Raw genomic sequence first — 26,946 nt, forward strand, 5'->3', positions numbered from 1 at the left:
AACAAGCGCCTTGTCTCTGACGTTGCAGGAACCCCTCCCATGGAAAGCAGCTGGCTGACCCACGCCAAACGCCTGCAGGCCATCGCCTCCACCGGCCTGCATTTCTGCAAGGATGCCCACGATCGCGAGCGCTACCGGGAAGTCGCCGAGATCGCCCACCAGATGCTCGCGCAGCTGGGCAACGTGCCGCTGGAACGCATCACCGAACTGGTATCGGACTTCGCCCAGCGCTATTCGACGCCCATGGTGGAAGTGCGCGGCGCACTGATCGAGGACCACAAGATCCTCCTGGTACGGGAGACGACCGACGGTCTCTGGGCCTTGCCCGGCGGCTTTGCCGATGTCGGCCTGTCGGCCAGCGAGAACGTGATCAAGGAAATCCACGAAGAGGCCGGGATCGAGGTGGCCGTACGCGGCCTGTACAGCATCCGGCACAAGGCCAAGGGCCCCTACAAGGCCGACCATCGCGATTTCTACAAGCTGTATTTCCTCTGCGACCGGCAACAGCGCCGGGCACCGGTGGCCGGTAGCGAGGCCAGCGAGGCCGGCTTCTTTGCCCTGGACCAACTGCCGCCGCTATCCCAGGGGCGCACCGTGGAGCGGGACATCCACGAAGCGTTCGACTTCCACCAGGGCAAGACCGCGCGAGTGCAATTCGACTGAGCACCAGCCGATGTAAAGTGAGCTTGACACCGGTGTGTCGTTCCACCTAATGTAAAGCTCACTTTACATCAGGAGATCGCCCATGGGCGCCAAGCGTTACCTCGTGGAATTCACCTTGACCCTGCTGGCCTATATCGCCTGTGTGGTGCTCAGCAGCCATTGGCTGGAAGGCATGGCGTCGGGCCCGGGCAAGATCGCCCTGGCCCTGGTACCGGTAGTGCCGATGATCGCCATGGCCCTGGCGGTGGTCCGGCAGTTGCGGCGCCTGGACGAAATGGTCCGGCGCGTCCAGCTCGAGGCCCTGGCCTTGTCCTTCGTCTGCACCGCGCTGATCACCTTCAGCTACGGCTTCCTGGAGACCGTCGGCCTGCCCAGGTTGTCGATGTTCTACGTGTGGCCGCTGATGGGCCTGATCTGGGCCCTGGCCACGGTGCTCGGCATGCGGCGCTACCAATGAACAACCAGGTACGCGAACTGCGCACCCGGCAAGGCTGGTCCCAGGCCGAGCTGGCCACCCGGCTCGAGGTGTCGCGCCAGACGGTGAACGCCATCGAGACCGGCCGCTACGACCCCAGCCTGCCCCTGGCCTTCAAGATCGCGCGGGCTTTCCAGATGCCCATCGAAGATATTTTCAGCCCGGACCCGGACTGACCTCTATCGGTGCGCCCTGGCCTGTTGCGCCGGGCTGCGCACCGTTTTACCCCAGCGTGCTTCAACGTCTTTACCCGGGGATTGGCTATAACTGCTGGAGCGCCCCGGCTCCAGCGGCGGCGTCCAGCCATGGCCGTCGAGAATGGCACGGCACCTGCAACACCGCGTCGCGCCAATCAAACCAGGGACAGGCCATGACCCAGCACGCACCCGGCAACGACTACCCCTTGAGCGAAGTCCCGCAGCATGCCCGCAAGGGCCTGGCCTCGATGGCCATGGTGCTGCTGGGCTTCACCTTCTTCACCGCGACCATGTTCGCCGGCGGCAAGCTGGGCGTGGCCTACGACTTCCCCACCCTCTTGGCGGTGATCGTCCTCGGCAACCTGCTGCTGGGGCTGTACGCCGCAATCCTGGGCTACATCGCCTTCAGCAGCGGGCTCAACTCCGCCTTGATGGGGCGCTTCTGCTTCGGCGAGCGAGGCAGCAAGCTCAGCGACCTGATCCTGGGCTTCACCCAGATCGGCTGGTATGCCTGGGGCACCGCCACCGCCGCCGTGGTACTGGGCAAGTACTTCCAGCTCGACCAGGGCGCGGTGCTGGGGTTGATGCTGCTGTTCGGCATGGGCTTTTGCGCCACCGCCTACATCGGTTATCGCGGGCTGGAGCTTTTGTCCTGGATCGCGGTCCCGGCCATGGGCCTGCTGCTGGTGCTCTCGCTGTGGACCGCCACCGAGCAGGTCGGCGGGCTCGACGGCCTGCTGGCACGGCAACCCAGCGGCGCACTGGACCTGTCCACCGCCATCACCCTGGTGTTCGGCACCTTCGTCAGCGGCGCGACCCAGGCCACCAACTGGACCCGGTTCTCGCGCTCGGCCAAGGTCGCCATCAGAGCCAGCCTGATCGGCTTCTTCATCGGCAACGGCCTGATGGTGCTGATCGGCGCCTATGGCGCCATCGTCTACCAGCAGCCGGACGTGGTCGAAGTCCTGCTGCTGCAGGGCTTTGCCATGGCCGCCATGGCCATGTTGCTGCTGAATATCTGGAGCACCCAGGACAACACCATCTACAACTTCGCGGTGGCCGGCTGCAACCTGCTGCGCACCGACCGACGCAAGACCGTGACCCTGGTCGGTGCCGTGATCGGTGCCCTGCTGGCGATGCTCGGCATGTACGACCTGCTGGTGCCCTACCTGATCCTGCTGGGCACGGTGATCCCGCCGATTGGCGGAGTGATCATGGCCGACTTCTTCTATCGCTGGCGCGGTCGCTACCCGCGCCTGGCCCAGAGCCAGCTGCCGGCCTGGAACTGGCCTGGCCTCGGGGCCTATGGCCTCGGCACCCTGGCCGCGTTCTGCTCGCCGTGGGTCGCGCCGCTGGTGGGCATCGGTGTCGCCAGCCTGGGCTACGTCCTGTTCAGGACGCTCCTGGGCGGGCGCGCGCCGATCGCCGCCGACACGGCTTGACCCGACAGCCACCCAGCGCTGTTGTCTATCCGCTGCGCCGCAGGTCTATCATGGCCTCATCCAGAACATGACCGCCGGACCAGGGCCAGGGCCCGGATCCGGCGGCAACCTTTCCGACCGCTCCGAGGAACCACCCCGATGCTGATCACCAACGCCCGCCTGCGCCACCGTGAAGGCCTGCACCAACTGCACCTGGAACACGGGCGCATCGCCCGCATCCTGCCCCAGGAGCAGCAGCCTCCGGTGCCGGCCCACGGCCCGGAGCACCTGGATGCCGGCGGCAACCTGGTGGTACCGCCTTTCGTCGAGCCACATATCCACCTGGACGCCACCCTCACCGCCGGCGAGCCACGCTGGAACATGAGCGGCACGCTGTTCGAAGGCATCGAGTGCTGGGGGGAGCGCAAGGCCAGCATCACCGCCGAAGACACCCGCATCCGGGCCCACAAGACCCTGCGCGCCCTGGCCGCCCATGGCATCCAGCAGGTGCGTACCCATGTCGATGTCACCGACCCCGACCTGACCGCGCTCAAGGCCATGCTCGAAGTCCGCGAGCAGGCCCGGCACCTGGTGGACTTGCAGATCGTCGCCTTTCCCCAGGAAGGCATCGAGTCGTTTCGCAATGGCCGCCAACTGATGGAGCAAGCCATTGCCCTGGGGGCCGACGTGGTGGGCGGCATCCCGCATTTCGAATACACCCGCGACCAGGGCGTGAGTTCGGTGAAGTTCCTCATGGACCTGGCCGAACGCACCGGCTGCCTGGTGGACGTGCATTGCGACGAGACCGATGACCCGCACTCGCGCTTTCTCGAGGTGCTGGCCGAAGAGGCTCGCAGCCGCGACATGGGCTCGCGGGTCACCGCCAGCCACACCACGGCCATGGGTTCCTACGACAACGCCTACTGCGCCAAGCTGTTCCGCTTGCTGGGGCATTCCGGGATCAGCTTCGTCTCCTGCCCGACCGAGAGCATCCACCTGCAGGGCCGCTTCGACACCTTTCCCAAGCGCCGCGGGGTCACCCGGGTCAAGGAGCTGCTGGATGCGGGCATGAACGTCTGCTTCGGCCAGGACTCCATCGTCGACCCCTGGTATCCCCTGGGCAACGGCAACATCCTGCGGGTGCTGGAAGCCGGTTTGCACATCTGCCACATGCTCGGTTACAGCAACCTGCAAGGCGCCCTGGACCTGGTCACCGACAATAGCGCCAAGGCCCTGGCCCTGGGCGATGGCTACGGCCTGGAGGAGGGACGCCCGGCGAACCTGCTGATCCTGTCCGCCGACAGCGACTACGAAATGCTCCGCAGCCAGGGCCTGCCGCTGTATTCGATCCGCCACGGCAAGGTGCTGATGCAACGCCAGATGGCCCAGGTGCAGTTGCAGGACACCCCGCTGTAGCCCAGGGCCGCGGCGCAGCCTCGCCAACTCGACGACGGCTACAGGGACATGCGCTGGGCGGTGCCGAACAGGCTCACGCGGCGCAGCACTCCATCGCACTCTTCCAGGCGCAACGGCGCGGTGCCGCCCGGCATCACCACCTGGACCTCGCCGGCCTTGACCCAACCCACTCGCCAGGCGGCGCAGGCCACGGCACTGGCACTGGTGCCGGAGGACGCCGTCGGCCCCTCGCCCCGCTCGAACACCCGGGCCACGATGCGTTGCCCCGATTCGCGCGCCGCCCATTGCAGGTTGACCCCGGCCGGGCACGGCTCGCCACTGCCCACCGGCAAGGCGAAGGCCGTGGCGGTCAGGCTCTCGGCCAGGGGCGACTCAAGCATCTGGCGGTTGTCCGGCAAGGCGCCGGCCTCATCCACCAGGGTCACGCAATGGGGATTGCCGACCCGCACGAACTGGCTGTATTCCCATTGCGGGTTCAAGGCCTGCAACGGGCTGACCTGGCTCAGTTGGCGTCCATTGAACGTCACTGCCTCGACGCCCAGGGCCGCCACCGCCTCGGGACCGAACGCCGGTTGCCCGAGATCCAGCCAGAAGCCCTGCACACCCGTCACCTGGGCTGGCTCCACGACCGTGGCCACTGGCGAGAGGCCGGCGCCCTGGTCGTGATGGACCTGCAACACAGTCTGCCCCGGGTCCGGCAGCAACCCTTGCTCGGTGAGGGCCTGGGAGAAGATCGTCAGGCCGTTGCCGCTGCGCTCGGCCAGGGTGCCGTCGGTGTTGACGATCAGCAGGTCGAACGGCGCCGCCTCCTGGAACGGCCCCACCAGCAGGCCATCGCTGCGGTGGGCCTTGGCTCCGGCCGGGCGGCTGCCCGGCGCCCAGTCGCACAAGGCGGCGATGGCCTGCTCGGCCCATAGCCGTCGATCCCGCGCCGCCTGGGCCGCAGTGCCCGGCAGGGCCACCCCCAGGCGCCGCAACGCCGCCGGCGAGACCACGCCATAGATATTGCCCCGTGCATCGTAGAACGCCGCCATCGCCCCATCTCCGAAAAAACCAGCCGCTGACATTACGACCAATGCCGCGGCTGTACCAGAGGATCGATCAGCGAATCGGCAGGGCCATCGGCCGGATCGGCGCCGCATCGGCACCCCGCAGCTTGAGCGAGGCACCGATGAAGGCGAACTGGTAGACCTTGTCCCGGGCCAGGCCCTCGAGATTCACCAACTCCATGATCGGCGCGCCCTGCATCGCCAGCAGATAGGTGTGCAGTGGCAGGTAGTTGCCCTCGACCTCGGACGGGAAGGTCTCGAAGCTCAGGTTGTCGGCCCCCACCACCATGGCACCGCCCTCTTCCACCAGGAACTTGGCGGCATCCAGGCTCAGGCCCGGCGGGTTGGCCATGTACACCTGGGCGTTCTCGTAGTCACGCATGCGCCCGGTGCGGATCAACACCACATCGCCCTTCTCCAGGGCCACCTTCTGCTTGGCCAGGGCCTGCTTGAGATCGGCGCGGGTCACCCGATAGCTGTCGGCCAACTGGTCCAGGCCCTTGGCCGCGGCCACATCGATCATCACCCCACGGGCAATGATCGGTGGCAGCTTCTCGGCCCCGGTGACGTTCCAGCCCCGGTCGCCCAGGTGTTGGTCGGCGCGGAAGCCGTTCCAGATCTTGCCGTTGAGCCCGAAGTGGTTGAGGGCGTCGATATGGGTGCCCATGTGGGCGTACATCGACACCGCCGAACCGCTGTAGCTGACGTGCTGGTTCATCGGCTCGCCGACCTGCATCGGGTCGGCGATCACATTGCCGTGGGGGGTGTGGGTCATCCACATCTGGTACGGCGGATCGCCGGCGGCCTGCCAGCTGGGCATGCCGACGAAGTAGTCCACCGCCAGGTCGTAGGCCTGCTCGCCGCTGACCCGGGACATGATCGCCGCTCGCGATTCGGGGGTGATCAGGTTCAGGCGGCCGATCTCGTCCTTCGGCCCCCAGGGGCTGATGCCCACGTCTGGCTGCTGCGCGGTGGCGGCGCTGCAAGCGGCGCTGACGAGCGACAGGGCGAGGACCCCGGGAAGGATTTTCGACATTGCGCGGATACCCATGACAACACTCCTTTGAAATAGAAGTGGCCATGGTATTGGGCGGCTATTCAGAGATAATCAGCCGATTGGTGAATAGATATTCAACTCAAGGGAAACAATATGGATGTACTGATGGCCATGCGCACCTTTCGCCGGGTGGTGGAACGCGCCAGTTTCAGCCTCGCCGCCGCCGACCTCGGGCAGTCCACCGCCGCGGTGAGCAAGCAGGTCCGGCAGCTGGAAGAGCGCCTGGGCAGCTTGTTGATCCTGCGTACCACCCGGCGCATGAGCCTTTCGGAAGCCGGGCAAAGCTACTTCACCGAGTGCTGCCACCTGCTGGACGAACTGGACGCCCTGGAACGCGCCACCCAGGCCGGATCGAGCGAGCCCGGCGGGCGCCTGCGGGTCAACGCGCCGCTGTCGTTCGGGCTCAAGGTGCTGTCGCCGATCCTGGTGGCCTTCATGCAGCGCTATCCGCAACTGCAAGTGGACCTGACCCTCAACGACCAGGTGCTGGATGTGGTGGGCGAGGGTTTCGACGTGTCGCTGCGGATCCGCCGCCAACTGGAAGACTCATCGCTGATCGCCCGCCACCTGGGCCAGGTCGAGCAGGTGATCTGCGCCGCGCCGGCCTACCTCCAGGCCCAGGGCGCGCCGGTGGGCATCGCCGACCTGCACCGGCATCGCTGGCTGGCCTATCGCCTGGCCGAGCACCCCGGGCGCTGGCAACTGGAAGGTCCCGAAGGGCAAACCCGGCTGGAGCTGCCAGTGCACTTCGCGGTGGACAACAGCCTGATGCTGGCCGACATGCTGGTGGCCGGCCTGGGCATCGGCGCCCTGCCCGGCTTCGTCGCCCAACCGCTGCTCGACAGCGGCCAGTTGCAGCGGCTGTTGCCGGAACAAAGCCTGCCCAGCAGGCACATCTATGCCCTGTATCCCAGCCAGAGGCACCTGTCGCAGAAGGTCCGGGTATTCGTCGACTTCCTGGTCCAGGCCCTGCAGCAAGGCTGAGTCTCAGGCGGTGGGGACTTCCAGCCCGACCTTGACCCGGTTCATCGCCACCAGGGTCTTGAAGCGCTTGACGTTGGCGTTGTCGAAGAACAGCTCGCGGGTCAGCTGGTTGTACTGGGCCATGCTGCGCACGCAGAAGATCAGCACGAAGTCGCACTCGCCGGCCACGTAGTAGCACTGCTGGACCTGGGGACAGGCCTGGAAGCTGCGCTTGAGCGCATCGAGCTGGTCGACCCGCTCACTCTCCACCTCCACCTCGACGATGATGCTCAGCTCATGGCCCAGGGCATCGGGGGCGACCACCGCCGTATAGCGTTCGATCACCCCTTCCTCGGCCAGGCGCTTGAGGCGCCGGTTGACCGCTGCGGTGGACAGGTTGACCCGCAACCCCAGTTCGCTCTGCGCGGTGCTGGCATCGCGCTGCAGCTCGGCGAGCAGCTTGAGGTCGTAGGCGTCGAGGCTGGTGGTCATGATGGGGCTCCGGGTACGGCAGGCATGGGTGGAATGATATTGCGCGACGGCGCGCGATTATGCGTAACCGACGCCCGGCCCGCGCAAGTTTATTCCGGCCCTGCGAGCTGGTCCGGTGGCAGCTTCAAGCACTTGCCGGCTCCTGCGCTGCGTCCGGAGGAAGGGTTGCCCGGGCAGCACGGCACCTGTTCCACGCCCCTGGGCTGATCGACCGCGACGCTCATCGCAAGCAGGACTGGCCTGGTGATTTCTGCAACCTTGGCTCGCCAGATTTGTCACAATCCCCGACTCGGCCGCATGGGGTGCCCTGCGCTACCTGGCGGCCGGCAGCGAACGGCTCGACCGCAGGCGGCCGGCTAATCCGCCGCCGTGGGCGGTTCAGGCAACCGCCCCATGGCCGGCCCTGGATGTCCGTTCGCCCATGCTCCTGATCAATATTGAAGACGCCACCGACACTGCCCCTACCAACACAGGGTCGGCGAAACGGCACGAGCGGCGCCCCCCGCACGATGCCCGGCCAGCAAGGATTTTTATGACTGCCAGCAACACCCACTTCCAGGCCACCCCCGGCCGCCTCGAACAGATGTCCACCCGCGTGGCCTATTTCATCGCCGGGTTCGGCATCGCCGCCTGGGCGCCGCTGGTGCCCTATGCCAAGAGCCGGGCCGGACTCGACGAAGGCACCCTGGGCCTGTTGCTGTTGTGCCTGGGCGTGGGCTCGATCCTGGCGATGCCCATCGCCGGCGCACTGGCCGCGCGCCATGGTTGCCGGCGGGTGATGGCCGCCGGCACCTTGCTGATCTGCATTGCCCTGCCCTTGCTGGCGATCCTGGCGTCGGCGCCGTCGCTGATGTTCGCCCTGTTCATGTTCGGCGCCGGGCTCGGCACCGTGGACTCCACGGTCAACCTGCAAGCGGTGATCGTCGAACGAGCCAGCGGCAAGACCATGATGTCGGGGTTCCACGGCATGTTCAGCCTCGGCGGGATCGTCGGCGCCGCCGGCGTCAGCGCCTTGCTGGGCCTGGGCCTGTCGCCCCTGGGAGCGACCCTGGTGGCGGTGGTGCTGATGCTGCTGGCCCTGGCCAAGTCCGCGCCGCACATGCTGCCCTACGGCAGCCAGAGCTCGGGACCGGCCTTTGCCGTGCCCCACGGCGTGGTGCTGTTCATCGGGTGCCTGTGCTTCGTGGTGTTCCTGGCCGAAGGCGCGGTGCTGGACTGGAGCGCGGTGTTCCTCACCGCCGAGCGCGGCCTGGATACCGCCTACGCCGGCCTGGGTTATGCCGCCTTCGCCCTGACCATGACCGCCGGGCGCTTGACCGGCGATGCCATCGTCCATCGCCTGGGCGCCCGTCGGGTGATTTTCATCGGTGGTGCCACCGCGGCGGCCGGCATGCTGCTGGCCACCCTGGCCCCGGCCTGGGAAGCGGCGCTGCTGGGGTACGCCCTGGTGGGCGCGGGATGCTCGAACATAGTGCCGGTGCTGTACACCGCGGTGGGCAAGCAGAAGGTCATGCCCGAGGCCATCGCCGTCCCGGCCATCACCACCCTGGGTTACGCCGGCATCCTCGCCGGGCCGGCGGTGATCGGCTTCATCGCCCATGGCAGCAGCCTGAGCGCGGCCTTCGGCCTGATCGCCGCGGCGCTCTTGGCAGTGGCCGCCAGCAGCAAGGTGCTCAAGGTCTGAGCCCCCGGCCATCTAGCCGCTGCTGAGCCTGCGAAGCTGCGCACAGGGGCGCAGCACCCGCAGGCCTCGCACCCGGCGTGCCAGGCCCGACGCGCCGACGACACCAGCGTCTGCTGCGCAGCCGTACGCAGCCTGCGGTAGCGGCTACACGAAGCCAGTAGCGACGGCACGTCTCAGAAACCGACGCTGGCCTGGACGAAGAAGGTCCGTGGCGCGCCCACGTAGATCCCCGAGTTGTTGTCGCTGGAGCGGGTGTAGTACTGGCGGTCGAAGACGTTCTTCACCCCGGCGCCCAGCTTCAGGTTCGACAGCTGCGGGCCGAAGTCATAGCCCCCACGGATGTTCCACAGCACATAACCGGGCATGTCGCCGTACTGGCCGTCGGCGCTGCCCTCGGTGATGTAGTTGCCGGTGAAGCTGCCATTGCTCTTCACCCCGGTACCTGGCGAACGCTGCCCGGACTGGGCGAAGGCATCGATGTTGTAGGTCCAGTGGTCGATGTCGTAGCGCAACCCGAGAGTGGCCACCTGGCGCGAGTAGAACGGCAGGTCGCGGCCCTTGAAGCCGGGGATCTCGCCTTCGTAGCTGGCCCGGGTATAGGTGAAGCCGGCGCTGGCGGTCAGCCCTTGCAGCCGTGGGTCCAGGGCTGCGAGATCGTAGTGCATGGAGGTTTCCACACCCTGGTGCTTGGTGGCGCCGAGGTTGGTCCAGCCCACGTCGTTGCTGATGTATTGCAGTTCATCGTCGAAGTCGATGTAGAACAGGGTCACCTCGCCACCCCAGACATCGTCGTTGTAGCGCGTGCCGATTTCGTAGGTCTTGGCCTTTTCCGGGCTCAGGCCGTTGGCGGTCTGGTCGCCTTGGCCGCCCTGGCCCAGCTGGAAGTACTGCAGGCTGCCGAAGGAGGTCTCGTAGTTGGCGAACAGCTTCCAGGCGTCGGACAGGTGATACATCACGCTCAGGGCCGGCAGCGCCTCGTTGCTGTCGATGCTGCGGCGCTTCTCCTGGACCCGCACGCCATCGGTGCCCGGCACCGGCCGGTCATGCCAACGGGTGCTGATGTCCTCGAAGCGGATCCCCGGGGTGATGGTCCAGTTGCCGACGTCGATCTTGTCGTCGATGTAGTAGGCATGGGCCTCGGTGCCGCCGGTACGGTCCTGGTAGACGTGGCCATCGGCATCCTTGGTCAGCACCGGCTGGTTGTTCACCAGGGCCACGCGGCTGGCCTGCTCATGCATGCCTTCCTTCAGGTAGCGGTAGCCCACACTCACCTCCTGGGTGGTGGGCCCGAGGTCGAACACATGGGACACCCGGGGCTCGATGCCGAAGGTGTAGTAGGTGCGCGGGTAGGACACCAGGGTCTTCTGGTCGCGGGCGGCGATGTTGCTGCCACGGAAGCTGTCGGAGTAGTAGGTCAGCACCTCGAACTGGGTACGGTCGTCCACCTGGCGCAGGTACTTGAACGACACATCCTTGCGCCGGCCACTGAAGTTGTCCCAGTCCCGGTCGGAGTCGTAGGGGTGGGCGTCGTACTGCTTCTGGGTCAAGCCGCCGGGCATGTCGGCGGTGGCATCGTAGTAATGCAGGTTCAGCGAGAAATCGTCCTGGTCCGTGGGTGCCCAGTGGGTCTTGAGGATCACGTCGTCGATGTCGTTGCCATTGTTGCGCTCGCGGTAGCCGTTGCCATTGACCCCGGAATACAGCAGCGCCACCCCCAGGCCGTTGTCGGCGGTACCGCCGAGGAACGCCGTGTCGATGTGCTTCCAGCCGCCACGCTGGGAGGTTTCCAGGGTGGTGCCGATTTCCCCGGTCGCCTGCTCCGGGATGGCCCGGGTCACGAAGTTGATCACCCCGCCAACGTTCTGTGGCCCGTAGCGTACCGAACCGGCGCCGCGCACCACATCGATGCTGTCCAGGTTGCCCGAGGAAATCGGTGCCATGGACAACTGCGGCTGGCCGTAGGGCGCGAAGGCCGCCGGCACACCGTCGATCAGCACCGTGGAGCGCGGCGACAGGCGCGAGGTCAGGCCGCGCACGCCGACGTTCAGGGCGATATCGCTGCCGCCGGTACCGTTGGCGTCCTGCACCTGCACCCCCGGCACCCGGCGCAACACATCGCCGACATTCATCGCGCCCTGCTCGACCATGGCCTCGCGGCGGATCACCGTGCGTGCCCCCGGATGGTTCTGGACTTTCTCGGCATCGGCATCGGCCAACCAATCGCCCACCACGCTGATGCTGGTGGAGTCCAGCTGCAGGCTACCGGCGGCAGCCGGGGCCGGGGCCGGGCTCAAGGTCACCGAGCTGCCGTCGATCCGGTACTGCAGGCCACTCCCCTGGAGCAACTGGCCCAGGGCCTGCTCCGGGGAGAGGTTGCCGTCCACCGCCGGGGCCTGCTTGCCGGCCACCAGCTCGGGGCTGAAGAACAGTTGCAGTGAAGTCTGCAAACCCAGCTGGCCCAGGGCCTGGCCCAAAGGCTGGGACTGGATGTGGATGGCATTGGTGCCCTGTGCGGCCTGGGCCTGGGGCAATGCGGCCGACACCGCCAGGGCCAGCGCCAGAGGCAGCCAGCGGCGGGTGGGCAAGGGTGATACGGCAGGAAGAACGGTTATTTTTGTCACGTCGGCGGCTGTCCTGTGGATCGCACCAGGGTGCGTCTGTTAATGCAAACCAGTTGCGTTGGACAAGAAGACGACGAACTGAAAAAAAACCTGAATCTAACGGGAAAAAATTTCCTGGCTGCCGTCGGCCCGGGTGCGTACCGCCACCGGCAGGACGCTCGGCAGGGCTTTTAGCAGGGCGTCGGTGTCATCGGACTTGAATACGCTGGTCAGGCGCAACTCACCCAGCGCCGGGCTGGCCAGGTGCAACGGTTGCTGGCGGTAGCGCGCGACCTCGGCCAGCACATCGGCCAGCCGGGCGTTGTCGAACACCAGCTTGCCGTGGCGCCAGGCCGTCGAATTCTCGGGATTCACCGCGTAGGCCGTAGCCACCCGGCCCTGGGCGTCGACATGGGTCCCAAGGCCCGGGGTCAGGGTGATGAAGTCATCGGCGCCAGCCTGTCGGCCCTGGACCCTGACCCGCCCCTGGGCCACCACGACCCGGGTCTGTTGCGGGTCGCGGCGCACGTCGAAACGGGTCCCGGTCACCGTGACCTTGCCCAGGCCGGCATTCACCACGAAGGGTCGGGCGCTGTCGTGCTCGACGCTGAACAGGGCCTCGCCCTCCTCCAGTTCCACCAGGCGCTGGTCCTGGGCATAACGGACCTGAAGCCGGCTACGGCTGTTGAGTTCGACCTGCGAGCCGTCGGGCAAGGCCACCAAGCGCCGCTCGCCCAGGGCAGTGGCGAAGCTGGCGCTATAGGAAGTCGTCGGGCCCAGGCCGCTGAACGTACCCAGGGCCACCGCCACGGCCAGCACCGCAGCGGCCGCGGCGACACGCAACCACGGGCGCCGCCTGCCGGTAGCCGCAGGTTCGACGCACAGGGCCCGCAAGCGTGCCGCCGGCACCAGCTCGGCAGCGGCCCACAACGACTGCAGCACTTGCCACTCATGGTGGTGTTGCGGGTGTTCGGCCAGCCAGTGCTGGAAATCCGCCTGTTGCTCCTGGCTCAGCCCGGGCTCTTGCAGGCGCACGAACCACTGCGCCGCCTCATCGCGAACCCTGGCCTGTCCACAGGCACAAGCGCGGCTGTCCATCATGCGGATTCCTGTTTGGCAGAGGGTGAAGAAACCTTGCGACTCATGGCAGCGGCCCATCCAGGCGCTCGCGCAGGTGCCGCAGGGTGCGGATCATATACTTTTCCACCATGTTTTTTGACAGCCCCAGGCGCTCGGCGATCTCGGCCTGGGTCAGGCCCTCGATCTTCTGCCAGACGAACACCTTGCGGCAGTTCACCGGCAATTCGCCCAGCGCCCGCTCGACGGACGCGGCCAACTGCAACGCATGCATGAAATGTTCAGGATCGCCGCTGGGCGACACGCCAAGCTGGGCCTGGTGTTCTTCCAGGCCGGCGCGCCGGTCTTCACGGCGAAAAGCATCCACGGCGATATTGCGCGCGGTCTGGTGCAGGTAGGCCCGCGGCTGTTGCACGCTGGCGGCGTCGGACTCCAGCACCCGGACGAAGGTGTCGTGGGCCAGGTCCTCGGCCTGCTGGCGATTGCGCAAGCGCCGGGTCCAGGTACCGATCAACTCTTCGTAATGCTCGAAAAAGCCTGGTCTGCGGGGCGGCTTGGCTGTCATCGCGATGCGCTGGAAAGGTGGGGCGTGAATAGTAATGCTTCGCATTAATGCCGGCAATGGACTTGCCGACCGCTCGCCTCCTAGCGGCTATAGAACCTTGGCGGTTCGATGAACAGGTGGGTTTGCCCGGCCACCAGCCAATCCCCCAGGCACGGTTGCAGGTGGGCCAGGCAGTGCAGCAACTGCCACGCCTGGGCATAGGGAAAGTCCAGCAGGCGCAGGCTCAGTCCCATGTCGCCCGGCCTTCGCGGACGCTGCGCAAGCGCAGGCTCCAGCCAAGATTGAGCCCGGCGGCGGCCAGCAGGATGGCCGCGCCGCCCAGGACCTGCAGCCAACCCAGGCGATGGCCGAAGACCAGCCAGTCCACCAGCACCGCCACCAGTGGATAGATAAACGACAGGGCCCCCACCAGCACCGTGGACAGCCGCTGGATGGCGCCATAGAGCAAGGTCGACATCAAGCCGGTGTGGACCACGCCGATGGTCACCAGGTAGAACCAGGCCTCGCCGGCGGGCGCTGGTAGCGAACCCAAGGCGAAAGGCGCGCTGAGCAGCATGCCGAGCAGCATCTGTAGCAGCACGATCAACGGCGCCGGGACTTCGCGCAGATGCTTGGTAGTAGCCGCGGCGATGGCATAGAAGAAGGCCGCGCCCAGGGCCAGGAGGATTCCAAGCAGGTAGTCGCCGCCGACCATTGCCGAGGCAGGCCGGGCACCGACGATGAACAGCATTCCGGCGAAGGCCAGGGCCAGCCAGCCGAGCTTGCCCGGCGTCAGGCGCTCACCGAACAGCAATGCCCCAAGGCCCACCAGCATGAACGGCTGGGTGTTGTAGACCACGGTGGCCACGGCGATCGACGCCTGGCTGTAGGCGCTGAACAACAACACCCAGTTGAGCATCAGCGCGCAACCGCCCAGGGCGATCAGCGCCACCTGGCGCCCGCTCAAGCGCGAGCCTCGCAACAGGCCCAGGCCGGCGCAAGCCAGCAACATCGCCAGGGCGCCGAACACACAGCGCCAGAACACCACGACCCAGGGCGCCTGTCCCGAGCCCACCACCAGCCAGCCCACGGTGCCGGAGATGGCCATGGCCGCGAGCATTTCCAGGGTTCCGCGAGTCTTGGTCTGCATCCTGTGCTTCCTGTTGGCAGGCGCCCGGGCGCGACCCGGTATGAGAAACTCCGGGGCACGGCGAGCAATATTCATTAAAACGAACGATAGATCGGCATAATGAACAGAGCGAATTATGCCCGTCAAGCACTTCAAGGATGATTTAATAGACGACATGAACGATAAAACGAACGAAATGAACGAACTCTCCCCCATCGGCCTGCTGGCCCACGCCATCAAGCGCGAACGCCTGAACGCCGGGTTGTCGGTCTCGGAACTGGCCAAGCGCGCCGGGGTGGCGAAGTCCACCCTGTCGCAACTGGAAGGCGGGGTGGGCAATCCCGGCATCGAGACACTGTGGGCCCTGGCCATGGCCATGGGCCTGCAAGTCACCAAGTTCCTGGAACAGCCCGCCCCGCAATTGAAGGTGATCCGCGCGCGCGAAGGCGTGACCGTGCACGCCGAAGATGCGCCCTATGCCGCCACGCTGCTGGACAACTGCCCACCCGGGGCGCAGCGCAACCTGTACCGGGTGCTCGCCCAGCCCGGCCGGCCTCGACAGTCCAGCGCCCATCCACCGGGCACGGTTGAACATGTCTTGCTGTGCCGCGGACGAGCGCTGGCCGGTCCGCTGGAACAGCCGCTGCGCCTGGAGCCCGGCGACTACATCAAGTACAGCGCCAGTACCCCGCATCTGTTCGAAGCACTGGAACCGGACACCCTGGCCCTGGTGGTGATGGAACATCCCTGATCAGCGCAACCCAGTCCCACGGCACAGGTATTTATCTGTGCCGTCGAGTCTGGAATCATGCCCCTCTCCCTACAGGATCGAGCCCCTATGCCACTTCTACCGCGCCTGGTCACCACGCTTCTCGGGGTGTTGCTGGGCAGCCTGGCCGCCCACGCCGCCCAGGCTCCCGAACCGCATATCTACTACAGCCTGGTGCCCGGGCATTACCTGTTCATCGGCAAGGAGCCCGACGGTGGCCCGACTTATTCGGGCACGGCGGTGATCCGCTTCGAAAACCAGGCCCTGACCCTGGTCAAGACCCTCAATGGCCAGACCACCACGGCCATCGGCAAGGTGGAGCGGGCCGTGATGGGCGAGGCCGAAGTGTTGCGCTTCAGCTGGCCGGGGCACAGTTCCACCTGCCTGGTGCGCGGCGACCTGGACAACTACTCGCGCCTGACCTGCTACTGGATCAAGGCCGGGATCGAGCACCTGGAGCCGGGCCTGGAAGCCTACTTCCCGACAGAAACCTGGCCCGGCCACCAGCACGAGTGATAACCGCCCCTACCAGTTGTGCTGGTTGTTGCGTGACGGGGTGAGCAGGCGCTGGGCCAGGTGCGCCGCCGCCAATGGCGATGCGCAGTGCAACAGCGGATACCCCCAGAACTTCTCGTAATTGCCGGCAAAGGCCTCGACCCCGGCCTGGGCCTCGGGCTCCGGGGCGACCACGATCATCGCCTTGATCCAACGCCGCAGCGCCGCCTTGTGGCGCTTCATCCACAACGATCCCTGCTTGAGCAAGGCCAGGCTCTGCTCGCTGGCGCGCTCTTGCGGATCGGGCATGCCCTCGCTCAACAAGACGAAGGCATGGCCGCGCTCCATGAGTTGCTCGAGTTGCACGAAGGGGTCGGTTTCAAGGCCCGGAACGGGGGCGGCGTGACGCATCCAGACCAGGGGAAAATGCTGGTGATCGAAGTACATGGGACACCTCATGATGGCTTTCAAACAAGAATGCTTATCATCTTCGAGAGACAATCTGTCCGCATCAGTCAAGATCGACAAATTATTGACCAATCCAGCCAAAGATCGCCGCCAGGCCGCCGCGTCGTGTAGCCGCTGGCGCAGGCTGCGCACGGGTGCGTAGCGCTCGCAGATCCCCGTTGGTCGGTCGAGCGCTGCAGGCCCCGCGGGCCTTGGCGCAGCCTCACAGGCTTGGCGGCTAAAGGAATGGGTGTGAAGCGAAATTACAGGTCGCTGTCCAGGACCTGGCGGCGCTCGGCGAAAAAACGCCCGGGCGGCTGGCCCACGGCCTTCTTGAACATGCGGATGAAGGCACTGGCGCTGTCATAACCCAGGGTCAGCGCCACCCGCTCCACCGAATCGCCACGCCCCAGTTGCTTGAGCCCCAGCAGGATATGCAGCTGGCGCTGCCAGCGCCCGAAACTCAGGCCGGTTTCGGCCAGGATCAAGCGGCTCAGGCTGCGCTCGCTGAGACCGATCAGCTCGCCCCACTGCTCCAGGCTCAGGCGCTGCTGCGGCTGTTCGAGAATCTGCTGGGCCAGGCGGCGCAGTTGCCCATGCCGGGGCATGGGCAGGTGGATCTGCTCCCGTGGGGCAACGGCCAGCTCGTCCAGGGCCACCGCCATCAATCGCCCCTGGGCACCATCCAGGTCGTAGAGCTGCGGCAACTGCGCACAACGGCGCAACAGCTCCTGCAACAAGGGTGAGACCGCCAGGGTACAGCAGGCATCGGGCAGGTCCCGGGCCTGTTCCGGCTCGACGAACAGGCAGTAACCCTGGGCATGCTCCAGCCCCTGGACCCGGTGCGCGACCGCGCTGGGAATCCATACGGCGCATTGCGGCGGCGCCAACCACAGGCCCTCGGCGCTTTCGCAACTGAGCACCCCGGCCAGGGGGAACAACAACTGCGCCTTGCGGTGGCTGTGCCAGGGTCGCTCCCAGCGCTCCTCCTGGGCCGAGATGCGCAAGGCGCAAACCGGACGCGGGATGGCGTCCGGATCATCAGTCTCGCGGGGTGGATCGAACCTCGACATGCCTGTCCTCGCGTCTTGTCTTCGAATAACTCCAGCGATGCGGTGCTGCGCGGCAAGGCCGGTGATTGTGCCCAGGTCCCGGGACTTGGCCAAGCAACCTGAACCCGGAGTCACGTCCAGGGACGGCCGCAATCGACACTTCACGGGGCATGGCAAGCTACCTGCTCCAGCAACCAGCCCTTGAAGGTGCTCATGGCCGCGGTTTCCGTGCGGGATTGCAGGCGGGTCAGCCAGTAGCTGCCGGTGACGATGCCCACCGCAAAGGGTTGCTCTATCGCGCCGCTGGCCAGTTGTCGCTCGAACATCATCGGCGGCGCCAGGGCCACGCCCAAGCCTTGCAGGGCCGCCTCGAGCATGCCCAGGGACGAATCGAAGACGATGCTTTGCGGCAACAGCGTATTGCTCCCGAGGCCTGCGGCCTCGAACCACTGCGGCCATTCATCGGTGCGATAGGAACGCAGCAGGGTCTGGCCCAGCAAGTCCGCCGGGACCTGCAACTGGCGGGCGATCTGCGGCACGCACAACACCGACAGCGGCGCTTGCATCAACTGCAACGCCTCGGTGCCGTGCCAGGCCCCGCTGCCGAAGCGGATGGCATAGTCCAGGCCCTCGGCAGCCACGTCCACCCGGTTGTTGTTGGTGCTCAGGCGTAGATCGATATAGGGAAAGCGCGCCTGGAAATCCCCCAGGCGTGGCAACAACCAGCCCACGGCGAAGGTGCCCACCGCCCCCACCGTCAGCACCTCGCGATAGTGGCCACCATCGAAGCGCCCCAGGGTCTGGGCGATGCGGTCGAAGCATTCGCGCAGCACCGGCAGCAGCGTCTCGCCCTCGCTGGTGAGCATCAGCCCCCGGGGCAGGCGCTTGAACAGGGTGACGTTGAGCTGGGCCTCCAGGCTCTTGACCTGGTGGCTGACGGCAGCCTGGGTCACGCACAGCTCGATGGCCGCGCGGGTGAAGCTCAAGTGACGCGCGGAAGCCTCGAAGGCGCGCAGGGCATTGAGGGGTAGATGAGGTCTGAGCATCTTAGAGCCTTAGTTTTTCTAATGGCTAGCGCGAGATATCGTCGTTTGTCGATCCTACGCAGACTGCCTAAATTTGGCGTCGCTCGTGTGACCTGCACGCTGTCCTTCCCTGCCAGGAAAGATCCACGGGCCTTGCGCAGCGGAGCGTTCAAACCGCTCATGCAAACCGCAGGACCGCTTGGAAGCCTGCGGCCAACACCACTAAAAAACATGGAAAACCAATAATCATGCGGCAAACGACCTTGACCGGATTGACCATGATCAGCGCCTGCGCGCTGCTCGTCCTCGCGCCCCAGGCCCTGGCCGAAACCAGCCCCGAGCACGCGCTGAAAGCCACGGTGGATGCCACCATCCGCCCCCTGATGCACCAGCAGGGTATCCCCGGCATGGCGGTGGCGATCATCGCTGGCGGCCAGCGACATTACTTTAACTACGGCATCGCTTCCAAGGACAATCAGCGACCGGTGGACAACGACACCCTGTTCGAGGTGGGTTCGGTGAGCAAGACCTTCACCGCGACCCTCGGCGGTTATGCCCAGGCCAGCGGCAAGCTGGCCCTGCAAGACCCCGCCAGCCAGTACCTGCCGGCCCTGCGCGGCAGCGTCTTCGACGGCGTCAGCCTGTTGCAGCTGGCCACCTACACCGCTGGCGGCCTGCCGCTGCAGTTCCCCGATGAAGTCCAGGGCGAGGCCAAGACCCTGGACTACTACAACACCTGGAAACCCCGCTTCGAACCTGGCACCCAGCGCCAGTATTCCAACCCCAGCATCGGCCTGTTCGGCTACCTGGCCGCCCGTAGCCTGGGCCAGCCATTCGACCAGTTGATGGAAGGCTTGCTGTTTCCCAAGCTGGCCCTCAAGCACAGCTACCTCCACGTGCCCAAGGACCAGCTGGAGCACTACGCCCAGGGCTACGACAAGCAGAATCGGCCAGTGCGCGTCGGGCCCGGCCCCCTGGACGCCGAAGCCTACGGGGTCAAGACCAGCGCCCCGGACCTGCTGCAGTTCGTTGCCGACAACCTGCAACCGGGGCAGCTCGACGACACCCTGCAAAAGGCCCTGGCCAGTACCCAAAGCGGCTACTACCAGGTGGGCGACATGACCCAGGGCCTGGGCTGGGAGCGTTATGCCTACCCCGTGTCCCTGGCGCGGCTGATGGCCGGCAACTCGACACCGATGGCCCTGGAGCCGCATCCGGTGCAATGGCTGACCCCGGCCCAGCCGCCCAAGGCCGACGCGCTGTACAACAAGACCGGCTCCACCAACGGCTTCGGCGCCTACGTCCTGTTCGTCCCGGGCCAGCAAGTGGGCATCGTGCTGCTGGCCAACAAGAACTACCCCAACGAGGAACGGATCAAGGCCGCCCACAAGATCCTCGCCGCCCTGGATAGCCCACGCTAAGGGCGCCCCCTCGACGCCCCTCGAGCCAGGCGCCACGGGCCGGCAACGGCTACGTGGCGCCTGGCTTGTCGCCTTGGCCAGGGCGCCTAGACTCAATGAACCCCTCGACCGTTTACCCAGGCAAGGTTGGCCAACGGCGGCTCGGCTGCGCCAAGACCAGGTCCGCAAACCCGCAGATTTGCAGGCGCAGGCTTGCACGCTGAACCTTCCACGCCGCTTTCCGGTCGATAACTGCAACCGGGCCCGGGTTGCCAGCGTACTGCAGGCAACCGGCCAGGAATCCAAGCCGCCGGAGAGACGCCCCGTGATCACGACAATGCAAATCGCCAGAATCAAAGCCTGGGGCGCCCATGGCTTCACCGCTACCGGAGTGGTCAGCGCCCTGCTGGCGACCCTGGCGCTGTTCGACAACCAGCCCAAGGCCTGCCTGCTGTGGCTGGGAGTGGCGCTCTTGGTGGATGGCGTCGACGGTTCCCTGGCCCGCAAGGTCAAGACCAGTTCGGTACTGCCCAACATCGACGGCTCGGTGCTGGACCTGGTGATCGACTACCTGACCTACGTGTTCATCCCGGCGCTGTTCATCTATCGCTACATTCCGCTGCCGGAATACAGCGCCTTGCTGGCCACCTCGCTGATCCTGCTGTCGTCGCTATTGTGTTTCTGCAACGTCAACATGAAGAGCCACGACAACTACTTCCAGGGCTTTCCCGCCGCCTGGAACGTAGTCGCGCTGTGCTTCTACCTGATCGAGCCGGGCCCCTGGACCACCCTCTTGAGCATCTTCGTCCTAGCCCTGCTGACAGCTACCCGGGTGCAGTTCCTGCATCCGTTCCGGGTCCGCAAGTGGATGCCGGTGAACATCATCGTGACCTTCGTCTGGCTGCTCAGCGGCGCCCTGCTGATCCTCGGCCACCCGCAGCACAACCCGGCGATCATGGGCCTGTGGCTGGCCGCTTCGGCCTACTTCCTCGGGATCTGCCTATGGCGCTCGGCGCAGGAGTGGCTGGGCAAGGCTTCTTGAGGCGACGCAGAACCTGGCGCCCAGCACGGATGATCGCCGGGCATGAATGGCCCGGCGCGAAAGCTCAGAACGCCAGCTTGTAGCCGATGGAGAACAGCATCACCGCCAGGCACGGGCGCAGGAGTTCGTCGGAGACCCGGCCAGTCATGTGGCTGCCCAGCCAGATGCCCGGCAGCGAGCCTATCAGCAGGAACCCCAGGAGCTCCCAGTCCATGTTGCCCATGCTGGCGTGGCCCAGGCCCGCCACCAGGGTCAGGGGCACGGCATGGGCGATCTCGGTGCCCACCAGGCGCTTGGTGGCCAGGAACGGATAGAGCAGGAACAGCGCCACGGTACCCAGGGCCCCGGCGCCGATGGAGGTCAGGGCGACCATGGTGCCCAGGATCAACCCGGTGACCAGGGTCAGAAGATTCAGGCCCCCGACGCTGGGGCTGTAGTCGCCGCCGTGGCGCTGGGCGAAGGCCATGAGATTTTTCTTGAACACGATGGCCAGGGCAGTCAGCAGCAGGACCACGCCCAGGCCTTGCTTGATCACCGCGTTCAGCGACTGCGGATCGGCATGCAGGTTCTTCAGGAACCACAAGGTCAGCAGCACCGCCGGCACGCTGCCCAGGGTCAGCCAAGCGGTGATGCGCCAGTCGATATTGCGGTTCTTCTGGTGCACCAGCACCCCACCGGACTTGGTGATGGCGGCGTACAGCAAATCGGTGCCCACGGCAGTGGCCGGATTGATGCCGAACCACAGCAGGATCGGGGTCATCAACGACCCGCCACCCACTCCGGTCATACCCACGATGAAGCCGACGATCAGGCCTGCGACGACAAAACCGAAATTACCCACATCCATCAAATAAAGCCCTACAGATCATGCGGCCAGGTGAAAAACTGGCGGCAGCATAGCGGCTAAAGCTTATGACCATTTATATGAATAAAATCTAACGTTATAACCGCCCTTGAATTTTCCATGCACCCTGCGCATGCCAACCCCGCCCCACTTGCATCCTGCGCACCACCGGACCATGCATCGTCCAGCTGCCACGCTCGGTCCGGAAGTGGCGTCCCAGGGCCCGGCTGCATACCCGGGCCCTGGCATCCGGTATCCTGCTCGGCGCTTGCCCGGGCGCCCGGCGCAGCGCTCCCTGCGTATCCAAGGAAGGCCCATGACACCCGCCGACACTCCCTACCAGATCGAACAGCAACGCATCCGCTTCAGGCGCCTGAGCTTGCAACAATCCGCCACGGAGCAGCAGCCACCCCTGGAAAACTGGGGCCTGGCGCTGTCCGGCGGCGGCATCCGCAGCGCCACCTTCGGCCTTGGGGTCCTGCAGGCGCTGGCCCGGGCACCGGCCCCCGACACCCATCAGGCCAACCCCGAACAGCCTCCGGCCAACACCGAGGAACGCAGCTTGCTGTCGCGGTTCGACTACCTGTCCACGGTCAGTGGCGGCGGTTACATCGGCAGTTTCTTTTCCAGCCTGTTCCTGCCCGGCCGCCTGCGCCCTGCGGACTCCCGTGACCCGGTGGGCCAGGCCGCCCGCGACGCCTACCAGGCCCTGCGCTTCGAACCACCGGGGCGCATCAGCACCGGCGTCGACTATGCCGAGCGCCCGGTCGGCCAGGGGCCTACGGCCTGGCTGCGGGAAAACGGTCGCTACCTGACCCCGACCGGCGCCGGCGACATGCTCTACGCCCTGGCCATGACCTGGCGCAACTGGTTGTCGCTGCACGCCATGCTCGGCCTGCCGATCGTGCTGGTGCTCAGCTTGCTGAGCCTGTTCCAGGTGCTGAGCCAAAGCAGCCTCTTGCTCTGGCCGCTGATGGCCGCGTTGCTCTTCGCCCTGCCCTGCGCCGTGGCTTATTGGCTGGTGATTCCCCGGGGCGACCTGGACCAGCCGCCGCGCCTGGACAACGCGGCCTACCGCAGCCTGCTGGCGCTGGTCGCCGGCCTGTGGCTGGCTGGCGGCCTGGCCGATAGCGTGGCCCAGTGGCATGGCGTGGGCGTCCTGGCCCTGGCCGCCGCCCTGGTGGGCAGCAATGCACTGCTGATCACCCGCCAACTGGTGCGCAACCTGGCCAACAACCGCGATCCGGGCAAGGACAGCACCTGCCAGAACTGCGTGCGCAATTACCGGGTGCAGGTCACCCGGGCCCTGGGCCGGGCCATGGCCGCAGTGGCGTTGCTGGTGTTCCTCGCCCTGCTGGTGAGCGGCGCCGAGCTGCTGTACGGCTACTTGCAGGCCTACCGGACCCTGGGCGCCATGGCCTTGCTGGTGCTGGTGATGTGGCTGGTGCGGCGGCTGGTGCTGCTCAAGGACGAGAAACCGTTGCCAGGCTGGATGCGCAAGCTGCCGCTGGATGTACTGGCGCTGATCGCCGGCGGCCTGCTGCTGGCCCTGCTGTGCCTGGGCTGGGCCCTGCTGGTGCAGTGGGTGGCCCACGACGGTGGCAGGGTGGCCTACGACGCGGCGGCGGCCTGGCGCCTGGTGGGACTGAGCCTGCTGGCGGCGCTGCTGGTGTGCGTCAGCGGCCGCTTCATCGGCTTTCTCAACACCTCGTCGCTACAGGCCTTCTATAGCGCCCGGCTGACCCGGGCCTACCTCGGCGCCTCCAATGGCCAGCGTTTCAACGGCCCGGCGCAGCAACGCCGGACCTACCTGAGCGTGGCCGAACCGATGTCCAGCGACGACCTGTCGTTGCAGCAGTACTACGCCACGCCAAGCGCCGGACCGGTGCACCTGATCAACGTCACCATGAACCTCACGGTGGACCCCGCCGAACAGCTGGTACAACGCGATCGCAAGGGCCAGCCGCTGTGCATCGCCCCGAACTGGGCGCCCGCCCTGGACGGTAGCTGCGCCCCCTGCGACGGCCCGGCCGAAGGCTACACCCTGGACGGCAAGCCCTACCGCCGCGACCTGCAACAGGCCCCGGCCTCGGAGATCATGCTGCCCTTGAGCCTGGGCGGATGGATCGGCGTGTCCGGCGCGGCCTTCAGTACCGGGCTGGGGCGAGCCACCAGCCTGGGCATGTCGCTGGTCCTGGGCCTGGCCAACGTACGCCTGGGCATCTGGTGGCCCAGCCGCTTCCTCGATCCCGGCCAGCAGCACTGGGTGCGCCAGGATCTCAAGCCCTGGACCTACTACAGCACCCAGGCTTATCTGTTCTACGAGCTGACGGCGCGTTTCCACGGGCATCGCCGCGATTACCAATACCTGTCCGACGGCGGGCACTTCGAGAACACCGCCACCTACGAACTGCTGCGCCAGGAACGCCAGGTACGACTGATCGTGACCTGCGACAGCGGCTGCGATCCGGACTACCGCTTCGATGACCTGGCCAACCTGGTGCGCCTGGCGCGTATCGACCAGGCCCTGGAGATCCGCGAGGACCCGGGCGTGCTCCAGCATCCACTGCTCAAGACGGTGTTCGCCAGCCAGGAGCAGTTCCGCCAGCCACCGGACGCCGACAGCCACCAGTGCGCGCTACTGCTCAATGTGCATGCCCATGCGCCTGGCTGCGAGAGCGGCATCGCCGCCCAGCCCCATTGCCGGATCCTGGTGCTCAAGCCGCGCCTGATCGCCGGGCTGGCCCCCGATGTGTGCAATTACGCCCGCAACAACCCGGGCTTTCCCAACCAGAGCACCGTGGACCAGTTCTTCGACGAAGCGCAGTTCGAGAGCTACCGGCAACTGGGCCTGGAGATCGGCCGGACGCTGTTCGGCCAGGAGGGACAAGCCAACGAGATAGCCCAGGCCCTGTGGCGCTATCTCGATGGTGAAGCAGCGCTCTAGCTCAGCGTGGCTGGTGCGCCTTGACCGCTTCCAGCCATTGCGCCTGAAGGCGCTCCTGCTGCGGGTCGATGCCCTGTTCGGCCAGCAGCGCCAAGTGCCGCTCCACCTCGCCGAGCATCTGCCCATGGGCACTGGAGTTGGCATCGAGCTGGTGCATCTGGCCCAGCCCCAGGTGATAGAAACGCAACAGCTTGAGGGCCGCCGGGTCACGGGCGGCCACCCCGGCGGTGACCTGGTGCATGACGTTGGTCACCCGCATCAGGCTGCGCTTGAGGCGCCAGCCATAGACCGCCGCCGCCATCCACGGCTGCTGCCAGAACACAGTGCGTACCAGGGCTGCGCAGACCAGCAGGCCAACGCCCACCCCTGTGGCATTCCAGACCAGGTTGTCGCCGCCACCCTGGCCGAACAGCGCCACCGCGGCGCTGGAGAACAGCATGGCCAGGGCAATGAACACCAGGGCGATGATCAGGGTGCTGCGCCGGGTCTGCCGGCGGTAGAGCTCAGGGTCCTGGGGGGTGATGACGAACATGGGGCGATGGGCTCCACTGGCAAGGAAATGGGCGGGCATTATCACCGCTGGCGGCCACGGCGGTGACGAAAATCGCCGCACAAAACGGAAATATCCCCTCGGCTTGATCCAGGTCGGTATTCACCGCTATCGCTCCCGGGGCCGGCGAGGACGCAATGCGCGCCCCAGGCGCCGCCAGCCCAGCACCACACCGGTGACGCTGACCAGCAAGCCGCCGGCACTGAACAGCAACATCCACAGGTCCCACAGTGGTCGCTTGCCCAGCAGCGGCAGCCAGTCCCAACTGTGCAGCAGGGCGAACAGCCAGCGCGAGGCACGCCGTGGCTGGTCCAGCTGGCCCACCACGGCGCCGGTATAGAGATCCAGGTGCAACCAGGTCCGGGCCGGATCGTCGAAGCGCACCCGCAGTGCCGGCAAGCGCTGCTGCAGATGGCCGAGCATGCTCTGGGGCTCCCGGGCGTAGTAGTAGAAGTCGTAGGCCTGCAGTTGCTCGACCTGCAGCGGTTGGCCTGGGCTGATGGCCTGGGCCGCCTGTTGCAGGGTATGGGGCTCGAACCGCGACAACACCCGGTCCGCGGCCATGTCCAGGATCCGCGTGCGCCCGGCGCCGTCGTAGCCGATCACGTAGCCCTGGCCGGCAATCATTCGCCACTCCAGCTCCCGGGCCCGCAGGCCGTCGCCGGCAAAGCGCTCCAGGACCTGGCGCGCATCCAGGGGAAAGGCCGCGGCATCGAGCGCCGCGCCCTGGTACGCCGCCAGCGACAACGGCCGAGCGCTGCTGAAGATCTTCCATGGATTCATCGACATCAAGCCACTGAAGATCCAGGTGATGGCGAGCACCCCGAACAGCAAGCCGCCCAGGTGATGCCAACGGGCAAAGCCCTGGTAGGGCGAGCGCGAGCCATTGCGATAGGTGCGGCCAAAGCGCCAGCGCAACAGGCCTACCGCCAGGCCCAGGACCGCCATCAGCGTCGCCCCCAGGGACAGGTAGGTGACGATCGGCCCCCAGGCGCCATCGATGCCGATGCCGCGCAACGCATACAGCCAATGCAGCCAGGCACCGATCCAGTTCCAGGCCCGTTCCTTGGCGGTGGCGTCGCGCACCACTTCGCCGGTGCTGGCGGAAACGTACAGCAACCGGTCCTCGGCATCGGCCACCGCCACCCGATGCAACGGCCGGTCGCCATCCAGGGCCCGGGACAGGCTCCAGGTATCCTGCGCGACCACGCCGCGCTCGCTTGCGGCCACCCCCGGGGCAAACTGGCGGGCCGCCGCCAGCGCCTGGGGCCAGTCGGTGGGGGACATGGGCCGGGCGCTGCGGGCGTCCACCGCCAGCTTGCGCGCTCCGGGATATTCCAGGACATAACGCGGGGTTCCGGCCACCGTGAGCAGGCGCAGGCTGGTCGGCGCTTGCCCGCTGTCGGCGGCCGCCAACACCCGCTCCAGGCTGGCGCCCTCCTGGTCCAGGACCAGCGGCGGCAGGTGAGCCAGGTGTTCGGCGGGGGTCAGCTTGGGATATCCGACATACAGCATCACGGCCCCGGAGATGAACCACAGGGCCATGAACAGGCAGGCGACGATCCCCAGCCAGCGGTGCCAGAGGTACAGGTAACGCTTCATCACATC

General features: G+C 66.5%; 26 protein-coding genes. 12 read left to right on the top strand and 14 right to left on the bottom strand.

The window, feature by feature from the left end; translation table 11 throughout:
* Positions 1 to 39: 39 nt before the first annotated feature.
* From AC3WK8_RS24180 to codA, 5 genes are all read left to right on the top strand, one after another.
* Complete coding sequence (locus AC3WK8_RS24180; RefSeq protein ID WP_085600063.1) at positions 40 to 663, top strand: NUDIX hydrolase; 624 nt, start codon at positions 40 to 42, stop codon at positions 661 to 663.
* Positions 664 to 745: 82 nt separating this feature from the next.
* Positions 746 to 1,120 (top strand): hypothetical protein, encoded by a 375-nt coding sequence (locus tag AC3WK8_RS24185; protein ID WP_103326038.1) that lies wholly within the window; start codon positions 746 to 748, stop codon positions 1,118 to 1,120.
* Positions 1,117 to 1,314, top strand: a complete 198-nt coding sequence (locus AC3WK8_RS24190; protein WP_022639774.1) for a helix-turn-helix transcriptional regulator — start codon at positions 1,117 to 1,119, stop codon at positions 1,312 to 1,314. The genes AC3WK8_RS24185 and AC3WK8_RS24190 overlap by 4 nt, the downstream gene beginning before the upstream one ends.
* Before the next feature lie 194 nt (positions 1,315 to 1,508).
* On the top strand, positions 1,509 to 2,777 hold the full coding sequence (codB, locus tag AC3WK8_RS24195; protein ID WP_103326037.1) for a cytosine permease: 1,269 nt from the start codon (positions 1,509 to 1,511) through the stop codon (positions 2,775 to 2,777).
* A 138-nt stretch (positions 2,778 to 2,915) separates the two neighbouring features.
* Complete coding sequence (gene codA / locus AC3WK8_RS24200; RefSeq protein ID WP_103326036.1) at positions 2,916 to 4,172, top strand: cytosine deaminase; 1,257 nt, start codon at positions 2,916 to 2,918, stop codon at positions 4,170 to 4,172.
* A 38-nt stretch (positions 4,173 to 4,210) separates the two neighbouring features.
* Here codA and AC3WK8_RS24205 read toward each other — a convergent pair whose 3' ends face one another.
* Both AC3WK8_RS24205 and AC3WK8_RS24210 read right to left on the bottom strand, forming a co-directional pair.
* Positions 4,211 to 5,206, bottom strand: a complete 996-nt coding sequence (locus AC3WK8_RS24205; protein WP_085600067.1) for a diaminopimelate epimerase — start codon at positions 5,204 to 5,206, stop codon at positions 4,211 to 4,213.
* Positions 5,207 to 5,273: 67 nt separating this feature from the next.
* Positions 5,274 to 6,272: a cyclase family protein gene (locus AC3WK8_RS24210; protein ID WP_022639779.1), complete on the bottom strand. Its 999-nt coding sequence runs from the start codon at positions 6,270 to 6,272 to the stop codon at positions 5,274 to 5,276.
* Positions 6,273 to 6,371: 99 nt separating this feature from the next.
* On the opposite strand from AC3WK8_RS24210, the gene AC3WK8_RS24215 reads away from it, so the two are divergent.
* A complete protein-coding gene (locus tag AC3WK8_RS24215) occupies positions 6,372 to 7,262 on the top strand; it encodes a LysR family transcriptional regulator (protein WP_053137346.1) in 891 nt (296 codons plus the stop codon).
* 3 nt (positions 7,263 to 7,265) lie between these two features.
* Here the strand turns inward: AC3WK8_RS24215 and AC3WK8_RS24220 are convergent, their stop codons facing one another.
* The gene (locus AC3WK8_RS24220) at positions 7,266 to 7,733 is read right to left on the bottom strand and encodes an Lrp/AsnC family transcriptional regulator (protein WP_022639782.1); all 468 of its coding nucleotides are present in this window, start codon (positions 7,731 to 7,733) and stop codon (positions 7,266 to 7,268) included.
* A 532-nt stretch (positions 7,734 to 8,265) separates the two neighbouring features.
* Between AC3WK8_RS24220 and AC3WK8_RS24225 the strand changes: the two genes are divergently transcribed.
* Positions 8,266 to 9,417 (top strand): MFS transporter, encoded by a 1,152-nt coding sequence (locus tag AC3WK8_RS24225; protein ID WP_022639783.1) that lies wholly within the window; start codon positions 8,266 to 8,268, stop codon positions 9,415 to 9,417.
* Between the two features lie 173 nt (positions 9,418 to 9,590).
* Here the strand turns inward: AC3WK8_RS24225 and AC3WK8_RS24230 are convergent, their stop codons facing one another.
* The 5 genes from AC3WK8_RS24230 to AC3WK8_RS24250 form a co-directional block, all read right to left on the bottom strand.
* The gene (locus tag AC3WK8_RS24230; RefSeq protein ID WP_085600077.1) at positions 9,591 to 12,038 is read right to left on the bottom strand and encodes a TonB-dependent siderophore receptor; all 2,448 of its coding nucleotides are present in this window, start codon (positions 12,036 to 12,038) and stop codon (positions 9,591 to 9,593) included.
* A 96-nt stretch (positions 12,039 to 12,134) separates the two neighbouring features.
* Positions 12,135 to 13,118: a FecR family protein gene (locus tag AC3WK8_RS24235; RefSeq protein ID WP_103326035.1), complete on the bottom strand. Its 984-nt coding sequence runs from the start codon at positions 13,116 to 13,118 to the stop codon at positions 12,135 to 12,137.
* Between the two features lie 40 nt (positions 13,119 to 13,158).
* Complete coding sequence (locus tag AC3WK8_RS24240; protein ID WP_053137336.1) at positions 13,159 to 13,659, bottom strand: RNA polymerase sigma factor; 501 nt, start codon at positions 13,657 to 13,659, stop codon at positions 13,159 to 13,161.
* 80 nt (positions 13,660 to 13,739) lie between these two features.
* Positions 13,740 to 13,892, bottom strand: a complete 153-nt coding sequence (locus AC3WK8_RS24245; protein WP_178088053.1) for a hypothetical protein — start codon at positions 13,890 to 13,892, stop codon at positions 13,740 to 13,742.
* Positions 13,883 to 14,788, bottom strand: a complete 906-nt coding sequence (locus tag AC3WK8_RS24250; protein WP_085600081.1) for a DMT family transporter — start codon at positions 14,786 to 14,788, stop codon at positions 13,883 to 13,885. Before AC3WK8_RS24250 ends, AC3WK8_RS24245 begins: the two co-directional genes overlap by 10 nt.
* A gap of 154 nt (positions 14,789 to 14,942) precedes the next feature.
* Between AC3WK8_RS24250 and AC3WK8_RS24255 the strand changes: the two genes are divergently transcribed.
* Together AC3WK8_RS24255 and AC3WK8_RS24260 are read left to right on the top strand one after the other, a co-directional pair.
* Entirely contained in the window at positions 14,943 to 15,518 is a 576-nt protein-coding gene (locus AC3WK8_RS24255) for a helix-turn-helix domain-containing protein (RefSeq protein ID WP_085600083.1), read from the top strand.
* A gap of 87 nt (positions 15,519 to 15,605) precedes the next feature.
* Complete coding sequence (locus tag AC3WK8_RS24260; protein WP_085600085.1) at positions 15,606 to 16,052, top strand: hypothetical protein; 447 nt, start codon at positions 15,606 to 15,608, stop codon at positions 16,050 to 16,052.
* Between the two features lie 9 nt (positions 16,053 to 16,061).
* Here the strand turns inward: AC3WK8_RS24260 and AC3WK8_RS24265 are convergent, their stop codons facing one another.
* From AC3WK8_RS24265 to AC3WK8_RS24275, 3 genes are all read right to left on the bottom strand, one after another.
* Positions 16,062 to 16,478, bottom strand: a complete 417-nt coding sequence (locus AC3WK8_RS24265) for a hypothetical protein (protein ID WP_085600087.1) — start codon at positions 16,476 to 16,478, stop codon at positions 16,062 to 16,064.
* A 263-nt stretch (positions 16,479 to 16,741) separates the two neighbouring features.
* The gene (locus AC3WK8_RS24270; RefSeq protein ID WP_085600089.1) at positions 16,742 to 17,551 is read right to left on the bottom strand and encodes an AraC family transcriptional regulator; all 810 of its coding nucleotides are present in this window, start codon (positions 17,549 to 17,551) and stop codon (positions 16,742 to 16,744) included.
* 140 nt (positions 17,552 to 17,691) lie between these two features.
* Positions 17,692 to 18,576: a LysR family transcriptional regulator gene (locus tag AC3WK8_RS24275; RefSeq protein WP_085600091.1), complete on the bottom strand. Its 885-nt coding sequence runs from the start codon at positions 18,574 to 18,576 to the stop codon at positions 17,692 to 17,694.
* A gap of 227 nt (positions 18,577 to 18,803) precedes the next feature.
* On the opposite strand from AC3WK8_RS24275, the gene ampC reads away from it, so the two are divergent.
* Both ampC and pcsA read left to right on the top strand, forming a co-directional pair.
* Positions 18,804 to 19,976 carry a class C beta-lactamase gene (gene ampC, locus AC3WK8_RS24280; RefSeq protein ID WP_103326034.1) on the top strand — a complete coding sequence of 391 codons (1,173 nt, stop codon included), beginning with the start codon at positions 18,804 to 18,806 and terminating at the stop codon, positions 19,974 to 19,976.
* A 304-nt stretch (positions 19,977 to 20,280) separates the two neighbouring features.
* Positions 20,281 to 20,997: a phosphatidylcholine synthase gene (gene pcsA / locus AC3WK8_RS24285; protein WP_085600145.1), complete on the top strand. Its 717-nt coding sequence runs from the start codon at positions 20,281 to 20,283 to the stop codon at positions 20,995 to 20,997.
* Between the two features lie 64 nt (positions 20,998 to 21,061).
* On the opposite strand, the gene AC3WK8_RS24290 is transcribed toward pcsA, so the two are convergent.
* On the bottom strand, positions 21,062 to 21,844 hold the full coding sequence (locus AC3WK8_RS24290; protein ID WP_085600095.1) for a sulfite exporter TauE/SafE family protein: 783 nt from the start codon (positions 21,842 to 21,844) through the stop codon (positions 21,062 to 21,064).
* 313 nt (positions 21,845 to 22,157) lie between these two features.
* Between AC3WK8_RS24290 and AC3WK8_RS24295 the strand changes: the two genes are divergently transcribed.
* Entirely contained in the window at positions 22,158 to 24,788 is a 2,631-nt protein-coding gene (locus AC3WK8_RS24295) for a patatin-like phospholipase domain-containing protein (protein ID WP_103326033.1), read from the top strand.
* Position 24,789: 1 nt separating this feature from the next.
* Here the strand turns inward: AC3WK8_RS24295 and AC3WK8_RS24300 are convergent, their stop codons facing one another.
* Complete coding sequence (locus AC3WK8_RS24300) at positions 24,790 to 25,320, bottom strand: DUF3087 family protein (protein ID WP_207245113.1); 531 nt, start codon at positions 25,318 to 25,320, stop codon at positions 24,790 to 24,792.
* Positions 25,321 to 25,446: 126 nt separating this feature from the next.
* Positions 25,447 to 26,940 carry a PepSY-associated TM helix domain-containing protein gene (locus tag AC3WK8_RS24305; protein ID WP_103326031.1) on the bottom strand — a complete coding sequence of 498 codons (1,494 nt, stop codon included), beginning with the start codon at positions 26,938 to 26,940 and terminating at the stop codon, positions 25,447 to 25,449.
* Positions 26,941 to 26,946 lie beyond the last annotated feature (6 nt).

It is taken from the genome of Pseudomonas sp. FW507-12TSA (assembly GCF_058781435.1).